The organism is Phenylobacterium sp., assembly GCF_046291545.1.
Taxonomy (GTDB): domain Bacteria; phylum Pseudomonadota; class Alphaproteobacteria; order Caulobacterales; family Caulobacteraceae; genus Phenylobacterium.
In genome coordinates this window covers 95,986-109,589 of the sequence record NZ_JBKBSM010000002.1, presented here as the reverse complement: position 1 = coordinate 109,589, position 13,604 = coordinate 95,986, and the positions used below count along the sequence as shown (strand labels likewise).

12 protein-coding genes are annotated in these 13,604 nt (G+C 71.0%); 7 read left to right on the top strand and 5 right to left on the bottom strand.

Annotation, left to right across the window (positions count from 1 at the left end; all coding sequences use genetic code 11):
- Positions 1-8: 8 nt before the first annotated feature.
- Positions 9-2,105 carry a flagellar hook-associated protein FlgK gene (gene flgK, locus ACK4YQ_RS07045; protein ID WP_409609744.1) on the bottom strand — a complete coding sequence of 699 codons (2,097 nt, stop codon included), beginning with the start codon at positions 2,103-2,105 and terminating at the stop codon, positions 9-11.
- A gap of 462 nt (positions 2,106-2,567) precedes the next feature.
- On the opposite strand from flgK, the gene ACK4YQ_RS07040 reads away from it, so the two are divergent.
- The 4 genes from ACK4YQ_RS07040 to ACK4YQ_RS07025 all read left to right on the top strand — a co-directional run bounded on the left by ACK4YQ_RS07040 (position 2,568) and on the right by ACK4YQ_RS07025 (position 6,676).
- The gene (locus ACK4YQ_RS07040) at positions 2,568-4,031 is read left to right on the top strand and encodes a flagellar hook-length control protein FliK (protein WP_409609742.1); all 1,464 of its coding nucleotides are present in this window, start codon (positions 2,568-2,570) and stop codon (positions 4,029-4,031) included.
- Between the two features lie 10 nt (positions 4,032-4,041).
- Positions 4,042-4,782 (top strand): flagellar hook assembly protein FlgD, encoded by a 741-nt coding sequence (locus tag ACK4YQ_RS07035; protein ID WP_409609740.1) that lies wholly within the window; start codon positions 4,042-4,044, stop codon positions 4,780-4,782.
- A 59-nt stretch (positions 4,783-4,841) separates the two neighbouring features.
- Positions 4,842-6,221: a flagellar hook protein FlgE gene (locus ACK4YQ_RS07030; RefSeq protein WP_409609738.1), complete on the top strand. Its 1,380-nt coding sequence runs from the start codon at positions 4,842-4,844 to the stop codon at positions 6,219-6,221.
- A 167-nt stretch (positions 6,222-6,388) separates the two neighbouring features.
- Entirely contained in the window at positions 6,389-6,676 is a 288-nt protein-coding gene (locus tag ACK4YQ_RS07025) for a DUF1153 domain-containing protein (protein WP_409609736.1), read from the top strand.
- 79 nt (positions 6,677-6,755) lie between these two features.
- Here ACK4YQ_RS07025 and ACK4YQ_RS07020 read toward each other — a convergent pair whose 3' ends face one another.
- Positions 6,756-7,145, bottom strand: coding sequence for a RusA family crossover junction endodeoxyribonuclease (locus tag ACK4YQ_RS07020; protein WP_409609734.1), 390 nt, complete (start codon positions 7,143-7,145; stop codon positions 6,756-6,758).
- Between the two features lie 113 nt (positions 7,146-7,258).
- On the opposite strand from ACK4YQ_RS07020, the gene fumC reads away from it, so the two are divergent.
- Positions 7,259-8,650: a class II fumarate hydratase gene (gene fumC, locus ACK4YQ_RS07015; protein WP_409609732.1), complete on the top strand. Its 1,392-nt coding sequence runs from the start codon at positions 7,259-7,261 to the stop codon at positions 8,648-8,650.
- Between the two features lie 47 nt (positions 8,651-8,697).
- Here fumC and ACK4YQ_RS07010 read toward each other — a convergent pair whose 3' ends face one another.
- The gene (locus ACK4YQ_RS07010; protein WP_409610672.1) at positions 8,698-9,666 is read right to left on the bottom strand and encodes a polyprenyl synthetase family protein; all 969 of its coding nucleotides are present in this window, start codon (positions 9,664-9,666) and stop codon (positions 8,698-8,700) included.
- 157 nt (positions 9,667-9,823) lie between these two features.
- Here ACK4YQ_RS07010 and ACK4YQ_RS07005 point away from each other — a divergent pair, with 157 nt between their 5' ends.
- Positions 9,824-10,597 carry a tRNA1(Val) (adenine(37)-N6)-methyltransferase gene (locus tag ACK4YQ_RS07005; RefSeq protein WP_409609730.1) on the top strand — a complete coding sequence of 258 codons (774 nt, stop codon included), beginning with the start codon at positions 9,824-9,826 and terminating at the stop codon, positions 10,595-10,597.
- A 174-nt stretch (positions 10,598-10,771) separates the two neighbouring features.
- On the top strand, positions 10,772-11,836 hold the full coding sequence (rsgA, locus tag ACK4YQ_RS07000) for a ribosome small subunit-dependent GTPase A (RefSeq protein ID WP_409609728.1): 1,065 nt from the start codon (positions 10,772-10,774) through the stop codon (positions 11,834-11,836).
- Position 11,837: 1 nt separating this feature from the next.
- Here the strand turns inward: rsgA and ACK4YQ_RS06995 are convergent, their stop codons facing one another.
- Together ACK4YQ_RS06995 and ACK4YQ_RS06990 are read right to left on the bottom strand one after the other, a co-directional pair.
- Positions 11,838-12,653 (bottom strand): acyl-CoA thioesterase, encoded by an 816-nt coding sequence (locus ACK4YQ_RS06995; RefSeq protein WP_409609726.1) that lies wholly within the window; start codon positions 12,651-12,653, stop codon positions 11,838-11,840.
- A 76-nt stretch (positions 12,654-12,729) separates the two neighbouring features.
- Entirely contained in the window at positions 12,730-13,596 is an 867-nt protein-coding gene (locus ACK4YQ_RS06990) for an SDR family NAD(P)-dependent oxidoreductase (RefSeq protein ID WP_409609724.1), read from the bottom strand.
- Positions 13,597-13,604: the final 8 nt, after the last annotated feature.

Genomic DNA, 13,604 nt, shown 5'->3' with positions numbered 1-13,604 from the left:
GGGCCTCGTCAGATCATGTTCACGAGCGTGTCGATCAGCTCGTCGGCGGCCTGGATCAGGCGGGCGGAGGCCGAGAAGGCCTGTTGGTAGGTCGTCAGGCGCACGAGTTCCTCGTCGATATTGACGCCTTCGACGGATTCCCGCCGGGCGGCGGCCTCGGTCATCACCGCCGCGGCGCCGTCCTTGCGCGTTTCGGCGGCCGCGGCCTTGCGCCCGATGGAGCCGCCGAACTCGGAAGCGTAGCGCGTAAGGGTCATGTTCACCGCGCCCAGCGCCCCCGCGGCGCTGAAGGCGGCGGTCACGTCGCCGGCCTGCGACAGGCCGAGGGCCCCCGTGCCGTCGCCCGGCCGGATCGCGGGCTGGCCGGCCCCGACGCTGAGATCGAGCTTGGCGAAGGCGAGCTTGGTCGGATCGGCGACGACGTCGCTGTCGACGTAGAAGTTGTTGGCGCGCCGGGTCCGCTCCAGCGTGCCGACGCCGAACAGCACGCTGATCGAGGGGCCGGAGGCGCCGCGGTGGGTCTGATCGCGCACCACCGACAGGGTCGCGCTGGTGGGCGGCGTTCCGGTGAAGCCGAGCTGTCCCTTGGAATCCAGGGCGAACTGGCCGTAGAGGCCGACCCCAGTGGTGTTGTCGTTGAGGGCGGAGATCAGCGAATTCATGTCGCCCGCCGCCGGAACCGTCACCGTGATGTCCCGCAGCGGCTTGCCGTCCCCCTGGGCCAGGCGGAAGGTGATCGTCTCGCCCGGAATGAAGCCGTGCGGATCGGTTCCCGTCAGGCCGGTCTCATAGGTCGTCATGCCCGTCGAGCGGATCACGTCGTTGAGGCCGAAGAAGTGCGAGAAGCCGCGCCCCGCCTTGTCGGACGTGCCCTCGTCGACCGCGACGCCGCCGCTGTTGGCCGAAATGCTGAGCTTGCCGTCGGTGAAGCTGGCCGTGCCGGCGCCGCCAAGGGCGGTCTGCAGGCCGGTCAGGAAGGTGGCGGGGGTGAACGCCGGCCCCGGGGCGCCGTCCACGGTCATGGTCCCGGCGTCGAAGTCGATGTCGACCCGGCGGGTCACGACGCCGGCGGAATCGACGATGGCGACGGTCGTCTGGCCGGTGAAGTGGTCGAACACCGTCGGATCGTCCAGCCCGGTGTTGCGCCCGGTCAGGGTGGCCGGCGCCGGGACCGCGGTGGCGGCGTTGTGCGCGCGGTTGATCTCCTCGGAGGCGCGGGCGACGAACTCGCCGAGTTGGTCGGCCAGGCCCGGCAGCTCGGTGTCGCGCAGGTCCATCAGGCCGCGCAGTTCGCCGCTGGCGATCTCGATGGCCCGGGCGCGGCCGGAGCCGTCGAGCGGCTCGACGGACACGTAGCCCTTGGTGGCGTCGGTGCGGTTGTAGGTGAGCCTGGAGGCCCCGTCCCCTGCCAGCAGGAAGCCCTCGGTCGAGCGGATCGTCACGCCGCCCTCGGCGCGCTGGCTGACCTGGACGTTCATCAGGGTGGCGAGTTCGTCGACCAGACGGCTCTGGATGTTCTCGGCGCCCGAGCCGTCGGCGTTGACGAGGTTCGCGCGGCTGATGTCGGTGTTGAGGTTGTTGATCTGCTCCAGCAGATCGTTCACCCGGTCGATGTCGGCGGTGATCTGGGCGTCGACCGTGCGGCCGAGTTCGGAGATCTGGTTGTTGATCCGGCCCGCTTCGCTGAGGAAGTCCTCCATGGTCGAGACCGACTGGCCCCGCAGGAGGCTGGAGGAGGGATCGTCCGCCGCCGCGGCGAAGGCCGACCAGATGTCGTCGAGCCGGGTGAAGAAGAAGCTGTCGCCGCTGGGGTCGCCGAACAGGCTCTGGGCGTTGTCGAGGTACTGGGCGGTGATGTCCCAGCGCTTGGAGTCCGACGAGGCGGTCAGGGTGGCGAGCTGCAGGTACTGGTCGGTCACCCGCTTGATGCCGGTGATCTCCACGCCCATGCCGCGGCCGTCGACGACGAGCTGCGACTGGTCGACCGTCTTGCGCACGTAGCCGGGCGTGTTGACGTTGGCGATGTTGTCCGAGACGGTCCGCAACGCCGTCTGGGCTGCGACGAGCCCCGACGTGGCGGTCTTCATGGCGATGCTCAGCGACATCTCTTAACCTTCCGCCCGGCAAAGCCTGACGCGCGACCCGGCGAATTCTGCCGGGGCAATGGTGATCGCCCGCGCGAGGGCTTCGAAAAAGTCCTGCATTTTCAATAGGGCTCCTTCCAGCCCCATTCAGTTCGTAGCTCCAGGCGCAAGAGCGGCGCCAAGATTGTCACCAATCGGCCTTTCCGGGCCGTTCACGTGGCAGGAGGTCTCGGCCAGGGTTACGCGGCGCAAGATCGGCGAAACGCGCCCAGATCGGCAGGGAACGCCCTATCGACGCCTCACGATCGGCAAAAACAGCCGCCACTCTGCGGGTGAGCTCGGCATGCCGCCAACGCCTTTCCTGTGTGATTTCAACGCACTGATACCTGATCGGCGAGTTGGCGCGGAGGTTGCTCCGGCCCTGTCGAATGTGCGCGGCGCAGTAGGCGCTCTCCATCCAATCGGTCAGCAGATCGCCAGGACATGCCCGCGGCTCCTTTGAACCTGTTTCCCGTCACGCCCATGGCCGGCCAGCAGCCGGGCGCCGCCGCCGGCGCCGGGACCCCGGCGGCCGGCCAAGGCGCCGCGGCCGGCTTCCAGGCGCTGATGGCGGCCTTCTTCGGCGGCGGGCTGGTGGCCGACGGCGCCGCGCCGCCCGCCCAGGCGCCGGCCGCGCCCACCGGCAAGACCGACGCGGACGAGCCCGCGACCGACGGCGAGGTTCCCGCGCCAGACGCCCAGGCGCTGGCCGCCGCCCTGTTCTTCGCCCCGCCCGCGCCCGTGCAGGCCGCGCCCAAGGCGCAACCCGAGGCCGTCGCCGTAGGCGGCGCGGCCGTTCCCGCCACAGCGAAAGCGCCGATCCCGACCACCGCCGAGACGCCGGCGCCGGCCAGCGGGACGGCCGTCGAGACGGCGACGCCCGAGGCGGCGGCGCAGGCGCTCCCCGATCCGCTAGCGACCGCGCCCGCCCAGGCCGCCGCGCCCGCGGCGAAACCGGCCCCTCAGCAGCCTGCCCAGGCTCCGACGACGGCGCCCCCCTCGCCCGCCGCGACCGCGCCGCCGGCCGAGGCCGCCGCCCTGCAGGCGCCGGCGGAGCCGGCCCCGCTTCCGCCGGAAGTGCTCGCCGAAAGCGCGGGCGCCGCCGAGGCCGCCCCGGCGCCGCAACCGGCCGCGCCCGCCCCTAGGCCAGCGCGAGAGGCGCGAGAGGCCGGCGTGCAGACCGCTACGGCCAAGCCCGGAGCGGAGGCCGCACCGCCGGCCGACGCCGAGGGCGCGCCCCAGCCCTTGGCCCCCGCCGCGGAGGCGGACGCCAAGCTCGCCGACAAGGCCGCCAAGGAGCCAGCCGCAGCCGCGCCGGCCCCGAAGGCCGAGGCCGCCGCCGAACCGCGGCTGGAGAGCGCCTCCAGCCCGGCGCCGGCTCCGTCCGGCGCGGCTTCGTCGGCGCACTCGACCTCGGGCGCGCAGCACGTGGCCGTGGTGCGCGGGGCGCCGGAGACCGTGGCCAACCTGGCGGCCGAGATCGTCAAGAAGCTGGACGGCCGCGCGACCCGCTTCGACGTGGAGCTGGAGCCGGCCGGCATGGGCCGGGTGGACGTGCGGGTGGAGATCGGCGCCCACGGCCGGGTGACCGCCGCCCTCACCTTCGACAACCCGCAGGCCGCCGCGGAGCTGCGCAGCCGTTCGGGCGAGCTGCACCGGGCGCTCGAGCAGGCCGGGTTCGACACCTCGGGCGGCCTGTCGTTCAACACCAGCGACGATCGCGGCCAGTTCAACCAGGGCCTCGCCCAGCAACAGCAGCAACAGCAGCAGGGCGATCCTGGCGGCTGGCGCGGGCGCGCCTTCCAGGCCGCCCTGGGGGTGGCTGACGAGGCGTCCGAGGGCGCCGTCGCAGGCGCCCTCCAGCACCAACAACGCCGGACCGAGTCCGGCCTAGACATCCGCATCTGAGGACAAGGCCATGGCCGTCGACGCCGCAGCATCAGCCTCCGCCGGGACCTCCGCGACCGCCAGCGGCCGCGCCTCCCTGGCGAGCACCTTCGACACGTTCCTGGCCCTGCTGACCACGCAGATGAAGAACCAGGACCCGCTCTCGCCGATGGACTCCACCGAGTTCACGAACCAGCTCGTGCAGATGAGCGGGGTGGAGCAGCAACTGCTCACCAACGACCTGCTGCAGACCCTGGTGAACACGGCCGGGCGCGGCATCGCCGACGCCGTCAGCCTGATCGGCAAGGAAGTGCGGGCGGTCAGCGACGATGCGGCGATCCAGAACGGCGAGGCCAAGTGGGTCTACAAGCAGGACCGCGACGCCTCGAAGGTGAAGGTCGAGGTGCTCGACGCCAGCGGCAAGGTAGTCCACGCCGAGGAGGTCGAGGACATCGCCGCGGGCGAGCACGCCTTCACCTGGGACGGCAAGGACCTGACCGGCAAGCAGCTGGCGGACGGCGGCGTCTACACCCTGCGGGTGACGGCGGTCGACGGATCGGGAACCGCGGTGCCGACCACCACCTACATCGACGGCGTCGTCACCGCCGTGGAGCAGAGCGACGGCGAAACCCTGATCACCGTGGCCGGAGCCAAGGTGCCCTGGGAGACCGTCACCAAGATCGCCCAGACCGCCGCCGACGAGGACGCCTCGACGACGGAGGAGACCCCCAACAACACGGACGAAGAAGACACGTCCGACCTGGCCGCCTGACGGGCGCCTGACGCAGTACGCGCGACCCACAAGAACAATTCGAAAGAAGGCAGAGACACATGAGCATCAACAGCGCAATGCTCGCCGGCGTGTCGGGGCTGGTGGCCAATTCCTCCTCGATGGCGGCGATCTCCGACAACATCGCCAACCTGAACACCACCGCCTACAAGCGGAGCCAGGTGAACTTCGCCAACATCGTCACCGCCCAGGCGGTGGTGGGGCGCTACAGCGCCGGCGGCGTGCAGGGCGTGACGCGCCAGTACGTCAGCACCCAGGGCCTGATCCAGAGCGCCACCTCCTCGACGGACCTGGCGATCAGCGGCGACGGCTTCTTCGTGGTCACCGAAAAGGCCATGGGCCTGACCGACGCGGACACCCGGGTGTTCACCCGCTCGGGCTCGTTCTCGCCGGACGCGGACGGCTATCTGAAGAACGACGCGGGCTTCTACCTGCAGGGCTGGCCCGTGCAGGACGACGGCACCTTCGACACCGACCCTTCGGACCTGACGCGGCTGGAGCCGATCAACGTCAAGAACCTGGGCGCGGCGGTGAAGGCGACCTCGAACGTGGTGGTGAACGCCAACCTGAACGCCCAGGGCACCCTCTCGCCGGACCTGGCCACCTACGCCGCCGGCGACATGGCCGACTACGCCGACGACCCCACCACCGTGGGCGCGGTGGCGCCGGACTTCGAGATCGAGATGAACGTCGTCGATTCCCAGGGCGGCACCCACCGCCTGACGATCGGCCTGATCCGCAAGGACCCGACGACCAATCCCAACGAGTGGCACGCCGAAATCTACGGCGACCCCAGCGAGGTGAGCGCCACCGGCTCGGGCATGATCGCCTCGGGCACCCTGGCCTTCACCGGGGACGGCAAGCTGGACCTGGCCAACAGCGACCTGTTCGGCGCGATGGGCGCGGAGCCCACCATCACCCTGGACGCCTCCGGCGGCGCGGCGCCCAAGTGGGACGACACCCTGGGCATCGAGGCCCAGACCATCACCTTCAATCTCGACGAGCTGACCCAGTACAACAGCGCCTCGAAGGTGAAGTCGGTGAACCCGGACGGCGCCACCGTGGGCACGGTGGTCGGCGTGGAGGTCGACGAGGACGGCTATGTCTCGGCCATCTTCGACAACAGCGAGGTGCGCCAGATCGCCAAGGTGGCGGTCGCCACCTTCCAGAACCCCGACGGCCTGGCGGCGGTGAGCGGCAACTCCTACCGCGCGACCATCCAGAGCGGCGAGTTCACGATCAAGGAACCGGGCACCGCCGGCGCCGGCTCCATTTCGCCTTCGACGCTGGAAGCCTCGACCGTGGACCTGTCGTCCGAATTCACCGGCCTGATCACGACGCAGAAAGCTTACTCCGCCTGCTCAAAGATCATCACCACGGCGGATCAGATGTTGGATGAACTCATCAATATTCGTCGCTAATCCTAGGGATTAACCGACAGTAACCTGAGAGCTCATCTTTGACTGTATCATTTTCGTACACGGGGGCGCGAATGATTAGGCGTTTTTTTACTATTGCGATTCAGCCGCTGTTAGGAGGCGGCCTGTATGTTCCTGCCGATCAGTGATGGTGGGAAAGGCGTAAAGCCATGTTGCAGCAACAACAGACGCGCACGAACAGCCGCGGCGAGCCGTACGTGATCGGCCCCACGGGCGCGCCCTTGACGCTGGCCGATCTGCCGCCGCGGGACACCGGGCGCTGGGTCATTCGCCGCAAGGCCGAGGTGGTCGCCGCCGTCCGCGGCGGGCTGCTGACGCTCGAGGAAGCCTGCGATCGGTATTCGCTGACCACCGAGGAGTTCCTCGCGTGGCAGAAGTCGATCGACCGCCACGGCATGGCCGGCCTTCGCACCACCCGCCTCCAACAGTATCGCTGAGCCATCTCCCCAAACGTGAGGTTCGCGAACTTGCGGCCGCGCTCCCCCCGGGCGCGGCCGCCTTCATTCTGCGGTCCCGCTAGCGGCGGACGGGGCGGACCTCGGGATCGTAGCGCTCGGCCTTGCGGATCAGCACCAGGATCCGCTCCCGCTCGCCGGGGCGCCGCTCGACCAGCAGCCGCGCCACCTGGGCGTCGTCATGGAAGGCGTAGCCCTTGACGCCGTCCAGGATCGCCTTGGCCAGGTTGTCGAGGTCGATCCACGGCGGATCGCCCACATATTCCATGACGATGTCGACGGCGTATTCGCCCCAGGCCGGCCGCGCCCCGCGCCAGGCCTTGCGGAAGAACTCGTGGAACAGGGGCTTGTAGTACTTGGCTTGGGTGGTCAGGCCGTCGACGGCGATCTGCAGCTCGCCCTCCCCCGCCCGCGCGCGCACCTTGCCATGTTGGGTCCAGCCCTCGTCCATGCGCCTTCCTAGCGCGGATTGGGCCGCCGCCTAGGGCCTTCGCGCGTCGAACGCCTTGCAGTCTGACGCAGCCTCGCTAAACCGGCCGCGACGTTCCGGCTGGAGGCTCCTGGATGACCGCGACCCGCACTGAAACCGACACCTTCGGCCCGATCGAGGTCCCCGCCGACCGCTACTGGGGCGCCCAGTCGCAGCGCTCGATCGGCAACTTCAAGATCGGCTGGGAGAAGCAGCCCAAGCCGGTGATCCGCGCCCTGGGGATCGTCAAGCGCGCCGCGGCCGAGGCCAACATGGAGCTGGGCAAGCTGGATCCGACGATCGGCAAGGCCATCGTCGCGGCGGCCCAGGAGGTGATCGACGGCAAGCTCGACGACCACTTCCCCCTGGTGGTCTGGCAGACCGGCTCGGGCACGCAGTCGAACATGAACGCCAACGAGGTGATCTCGAACCGCGCGATCGAGATGCTGGGCGGCCAGATGGGCTCGAAGACGCCGGTCCACCCCAACGACCACGTCAACATGAGCCAGTCGTCGAACGACACCTATCCGACGGCCATGCACATCGCCTGCGCCGAACAGGTGGCCAAGGAGCTGATGCCGGCGCTGGAGCACCTGCACGCGGCGCTGAAGGACAAGGAGCAGGCCTTCGCGGACATCATCAAGATCGGCCGCACCCACACCCAGGACGCCACGCCCCTGACCCTCGGCCAGGAGTTCTCCGGCTACCGCCAGCAGGTCGCCAACGGCGTGCGCCGGATCAAGGATACGCTCTCCGGCCTGTACGAGCTCGCCCAGGGCGGCACCGCCGTGGGCACCGGGCTGAACGCGCCGGTGGGCTTCGCCGAGCTGGTGGCCCAGAAGATCGCCGACATCACCCGCCTGCCCTTCGTCAGCGCGCCGAACAAGTTCGAGGCCCTGGCCGCGCACGACGCGATGGTGTTCAGCCACGGGGCGATCAACACCGTGGCCGGCTCGCTGTTCAAGATCGCCAACGACATCCGCTTCCTGGGCTCGGGTCCGCGCTCGGGCTTGGGCGAGCTGTCGCTGCCGGAGAACGAGCCAGGCTCCTCGATCATGCCGGGCAAGGTCAACCCGACGCAGTGCGAGGCCATGACCATGGTCTGCACCCAGGTGTTCGGCAACCAGGCGACCCTGACCTTCGCCGGCGCCTCGGGCCACTTCGAGCTGAACGTCTTCAACCCGGTGATGGCCTACAACTTCCTGCAGTCCTGCCGGCTGCTGGCGGACGCGGCGGTCTCCTTCACCGACAACTGCGTGGTGGGCATCGAGGCGCGCGAGGACAACATCAAGGCGGCCCTGGAGCGCTCGCTGATGCTGGTCACGGCCCTGGCGCCGAAGATCGGCTACGACGCGGCGGCCAAGATCGCCAAGACCGCCCACAAGAACGGCACGACCCTGCGCGAGGAAGCCGTCGGCGGAGGCTATGTGACGAACGAGGAGTTCGACGCCGTCGTGCGGCCGGAGAAGATGATCTCCCCGGGCTGACGGCGCCTGGGAGCCGAGCCCCGGAGCGGCCGGCGCCGCCTTCGGGGCTACATCCGCCGGGCGACGGCGAAGTCGGCGAGATCCTCGAGGGCCGGACGCCAGCTGAGGGAGGCGAAGTCGGCGAGCGCCGCCTTGGCGCTGGCGGCGTAGGCGCCGGCCAGCTCGAGGGTGGCGTCCAGGGCGCCGGTGTCCTGCATGAGGTCGCGGGTGCGCTCGAAGTCGGCGTCCGTCTGTTCGCGCCGGTCAACGGTGCGGACCCAGAAGTCGCGTTCGGCCACGCCCGTTCGCTCCATCACCAGCAGCAGCGGCAAGGTCGCCTTGCCTTCGCGGAAGTCGTCGCCGGTGTTCTTGCCAAGCTCGTCGGAGACGCCGCTGTAGTCGAGGGCGTCGTCCACCAGCTGGAAGGCAAGGCCCAAGTCCTGGCCGTACTGGCGCAGGGCGCGGCAGCGCTCGGGGCTGGCCCCGGCGACCACGGCGCCCGCCTCGGCGGCGGCGGCGAACAGCTCGGCGGTCTTGGCCTTGATGATCTCCAGGTAGATGTCCTGGGTCAGGTTGAGGTCGTGGGCGCGGGTGAGCTGCAGGACCTCGCCCTCGGCGATCACGCGGCTGGCGCGGGCCAGGATCTCGAGCGCCTGCATGGAGCCGGCCTCGACCATCAGTTCGAAGGCGCGGGCGAACAGGAAGTCGCCGACCAGCACGCTGGACGGCGCCCCCCAGATCAGATGCGCGGCCACCTTGCCGCGCCGCAGCTGGGAGGAGTCCACCACGTCGTCGTGCAGGAGGGTGGCGGTGTGGATGAACTCCACCGCCGCGGCCAGCTTCAGGCAGGCGTCGTCGCGGGCGCCGGCGAGGCGGGCGGCGGCGATCGTCAGGAGGGGGCGCAGGCGCTTGGCCGAACCGCCGATCAGGTGCTCAGCCAAGGCCGGAATGACGGAGACCGGGCTCTGCATGCGCTCGCGGATCAGCGCGTCCACTCCGGCCATGTCGGCGCGGGCAAGCTGCATCAGGCCGTCGATCGAGGCCGGCTTCGGGCGGCTGGGCGCTCGGACTGCGTCCACGGACCTCTAAACTCCTGATCTGACGGCCCGTCGAAGTCGACGATCGTCGTTTGCCGGGACAATGGTCACGCGATAGGGGACGGTCAAGGCGCGCATCCACCGCAAGCACATCGCCATGACCGACACGACTCTGCGACAGAATGACGCCGGCGTCACCGAAGACCGGCTGCTGGATGGAAATATCGTGCTTCGCCAGCCGCGCAAGGGCTATCGCGCGGGGCTCGACGCCCTGCTGCTCGCGGGCGCCTGCGACGCCGCGGCGGGCGCGCGCGTGATCGAGGCCGGATGCGGCGTGGGCGGGGCCCTATTGTGCGCCGCGCGGCTGCGCGAGGGGGCCAGCTTCACCGGCGTGGAGCGGGACGAGGCCGCCGTGGCGCTGGCCCGGGAGAACGCGGCGCTGAACGGGCTGGAAGCGCGGGTCCACGTGGTCCAGGGCGACGTCGCCCAGCCGTTCAGGCGCCTCGGCCTGGAGCCGTTCGACGCGGCCATGGCCAATCCGCCGTTCTTCGACGATCCGAGAACCCTGAGAGCGCCCGATCCGGCCAAGCGGGGCGCCTGGATCGCCGAGGAGGGCTTGGCCGCCTGGATCGCCTTCCTCCTGAAGGCGGTGCGCGAAGGCGGGACCCTCACCCTGATCCACCGGGCCGACCGCCTGGCGGACATCCTGGGCCTGCTGTCGCCCAAGGCGGGCTCGATCCAGGTGCGCCCCGTCCAGCCCTTCGCCGACGCCCCGGCCAAGCGGGTGCTGGTGCGGGCGGTGAAGACCGGCAGGGCGCCGCTGGCGCTGCTGCCGCCGCTGGTGCTGCACGCCCGCGGCGAGACGGCGTTCCTGCCCGCGGCCGACGCGATCCTGCGCGGGGCCGCGCCCCTGCCCTGGGGCCCGCATTGACGGGACGGGCCCGCGATCCTAGCTTCTGGCCTGTCATCCCCATGCGATTGGAAAGGAGGGTGCGTTCATGACTGTCGCCAACTGCGCCCGCCTCCGCGGCGCCGCCACCGGGCTCGCCTGATCGCTGAAGCCCTGGCGGACGCCTGATACGGCCCCGATCCAGGGAATCTCACAGTGATAGACCAATACGGCTGGAGCGAACGGCTCCAGCGGCAATTCGAGCCGTACGCGGCCGACGGACTCCTGCCCGGCCGCGTGATCGTCCAGCAGCGCGGGCTCTACCGCCTGGCCACGCCGCTCGGCGAAGTGAGCGCCGAGCTCTCCGGCCGCTTCCTGCACGCGGCGGCCCCCGGCGAGCACCCCGTCGCCGGCGACTGGACCGCCTGCCTGCCCCGGCCCGGCGAGGCCCGCGCCGACATCCGCGCCGTGCTGCCGCGCGAGGGCCTGTTCCAGCGCAAGGACCCCCTGGGCGGGGTCCAGGCGGTGGCGGCGCACGTCGACGTCGCCCTGCTCGTCGCCTCGTTGAACGCGGACCTCAACCTGCGTCGCCTGGAGCGCTATCTGGCCCTGGCCTGGCAAAGCGGGGCGCAGCCGGCGGTGGTGCTGACCAAGGCCGACCTCTGCCCCAACGTCGAGGACCTGGTGCTGGCGGTGGAGAGCACGGCGGTCGGCGCGGAGGTGTTCGCCGTCTCGGCCCTGGAGGGCGAGGGGCTGGACGCGGTGCGCGCGCTGCTGCCGCCGGGCCGCACCGGCGTGCTGCTGGGAAGCTCGGGGGTGGGCAAGTCGACCCTGGTGAACGCCCTTCTCGGCGAAGCGCGGATGGCGACCCGGGAGATCCGCGAGGACGACGCCCGCGGGCGGCACACCACCACCCACCGCGAGCTCGTGCTGCTGCCCGGCGGGGGGCTGCTCCTGGACACCCCCGGGATGCGCGAACTGGGGCTGTGGGACGCCGACGAAGGCGTCTCGGCGATCTTCGCCGACGTCGAGGCCCTGGCCGGACAGTGCCGCTTCAGCGACTGCTCGCACGAGCGCGAGCCGGGCTGCGCCGTCCGCGCGGCGCTGGAGCGCGGGGCGCTGGATGAGGGCCGCTGGCGCAGCTACGTGAAGCTGCAGCGGGAACTCGCCTGGCTGGACCGGCGCGACGACCCGCTGGCGCGCCAGGAGCAGCGGCGGATCTGGACCCACCGCACCAAGGCCTTCCGCGCCCACCTGAAGCAGCGGGACCGGGACCGATGACCTAGTCGCGGTACCAGGTCACCTGGTGGCTGACGGCCAGCAGGGTTCCGTTGTCGGCCCAGAGCTCCGCCGACTGGTCGGCGAAGCCGTGGCGGAAAGCGCGGGCGTCGGCGAGGCCCAGCAGCGGGCGCGCGCCCTGCCGCGCGAGGGCCGCCTCGTCGGCCAGGAAATAGGTGGAGAGCGAGACCGTGGCGACCGGCACGAAGTAGCCGCGCACCAGCAGGATGCGCACGATGAAGGTGTCGGCCAGGGCGGCCAGGGCGGCGTAGTCCAGCGGCCGCTCTGGCCGGTCGCGCACCCACAGGCGCGAGGCGGCGGAGGCGATCTCGCCGGGCGGCTCGAGCTGGAAGTCGGTGCGGCCCTCCAGCACGCGGAACTCGTACTGGGAGAGCCAGGCGTTGCGCCCGGCGGTGTCCATCTGCGGCACCGCGTCGGGCGGCGGCAGCTGGGGCGGGGCGGCCGCGGCGTGGGCCCAGGTCTGCCGCTCGGCGCCGGTGACGACGCTGCCGGTGGTTACGGTCCCGCGGCCCTCCTGCGTCATCTCCACCTGCCAGTGCTGGGTGGAGCGGCCGTCGCGCACGAGGCGGGCGGCGATCTCGAACGGCCCCTCGCCCACGGCGGCGCAGAAGTTCACCGTCTGGGCCACCGGCCGGCCTCGGCGCTCGGGGTGGTCGAGCACGGCCTTGAGCACGAGGGCGGCGGTGACCCCGCCGAAGGGGCCGCCCATGTTCCAGTACTCGGGCGTGGTGCGGCCGCTGAAGCGGCCGACGTCCAGGGGGGCGAGCCGGAGCGCCTCGTCGAGGGGATGATCGGACATGGAACCTCAGGTGATGGGGCGCCGCATGGGACCGCACGGGGCGCGCAAGGTCGATGACCCCGCAGGTCAGGCGGTGTCAGAGGTCGAGCATCCCGATGTTCTGCGGCGTCGAATAGTCCATGCCGGCCAGGGCGGGGCTCGCCGCCGCCTGGTCGAACCCGGCCAGGATCCCGGCGAAGCGGGCCTCGAGCATCGGGCGCATGTCCGGATGGGTGAAGATGTAGCGTTCCCCAGCCTCCAGCGCCTCGCGCACGCGCTCGCCGACCCGGGCCGGGTCGATGCCGGTCTGCACCGGGCTGTCCGCCGCCACGGGCGCGAGGGTCTTGGGTCCGCCGAAGCGGGCCTGGCGGGCGCGGCCGCTCTGGTCGATCCGGGTCTTCACGAACCCGGGGCAGAGCACTGAGACGCCGATGTTCTCCGGGGCGAGCTGGGCGGCCCAGCCCTCGGACATGGCCACCACCGCGAACTTGGTCGCCGAATAGGGCTCCATGCCCGGCGGCGACAGCATGCCGGCCATGGAGGCGGTGTTGACGAAGGCGCCCCCCTCCCCGTGGGCGCGGATGCGCGGCAGGAAGCTCTCCACGCCGTAGACCACGCCCATCAGGTTGACCGACACCACCCAGTCCCAGTCCGCCGCCGCGACCTCGCCCAGCGGGCCGCCGGCGCCGACGCCGGCGTTGTTGCAGACCACGTGAACCTTGCCGAAGGTCTCCACGGTCCTGTTGGCCGCGGCTTCCAGGGCGGCGCGCTCGGTGACGTCGCAGACAAGGCCGTCCGCCTTCACCTGCAGGCCCTCCAGCTTCTCGACCGCGGCCTTCAGGGCGGCCTCGTCGATGTCGCCCAGCATGACCGACATGCCGGCGCGGCCGAACGCCTCGGCCATGGCCAGGCCGATGCCGCTGGCGCCGCCGGTGATGAAGGCCGTCTTGCCCTTGAGGTCCATGGTCCGCT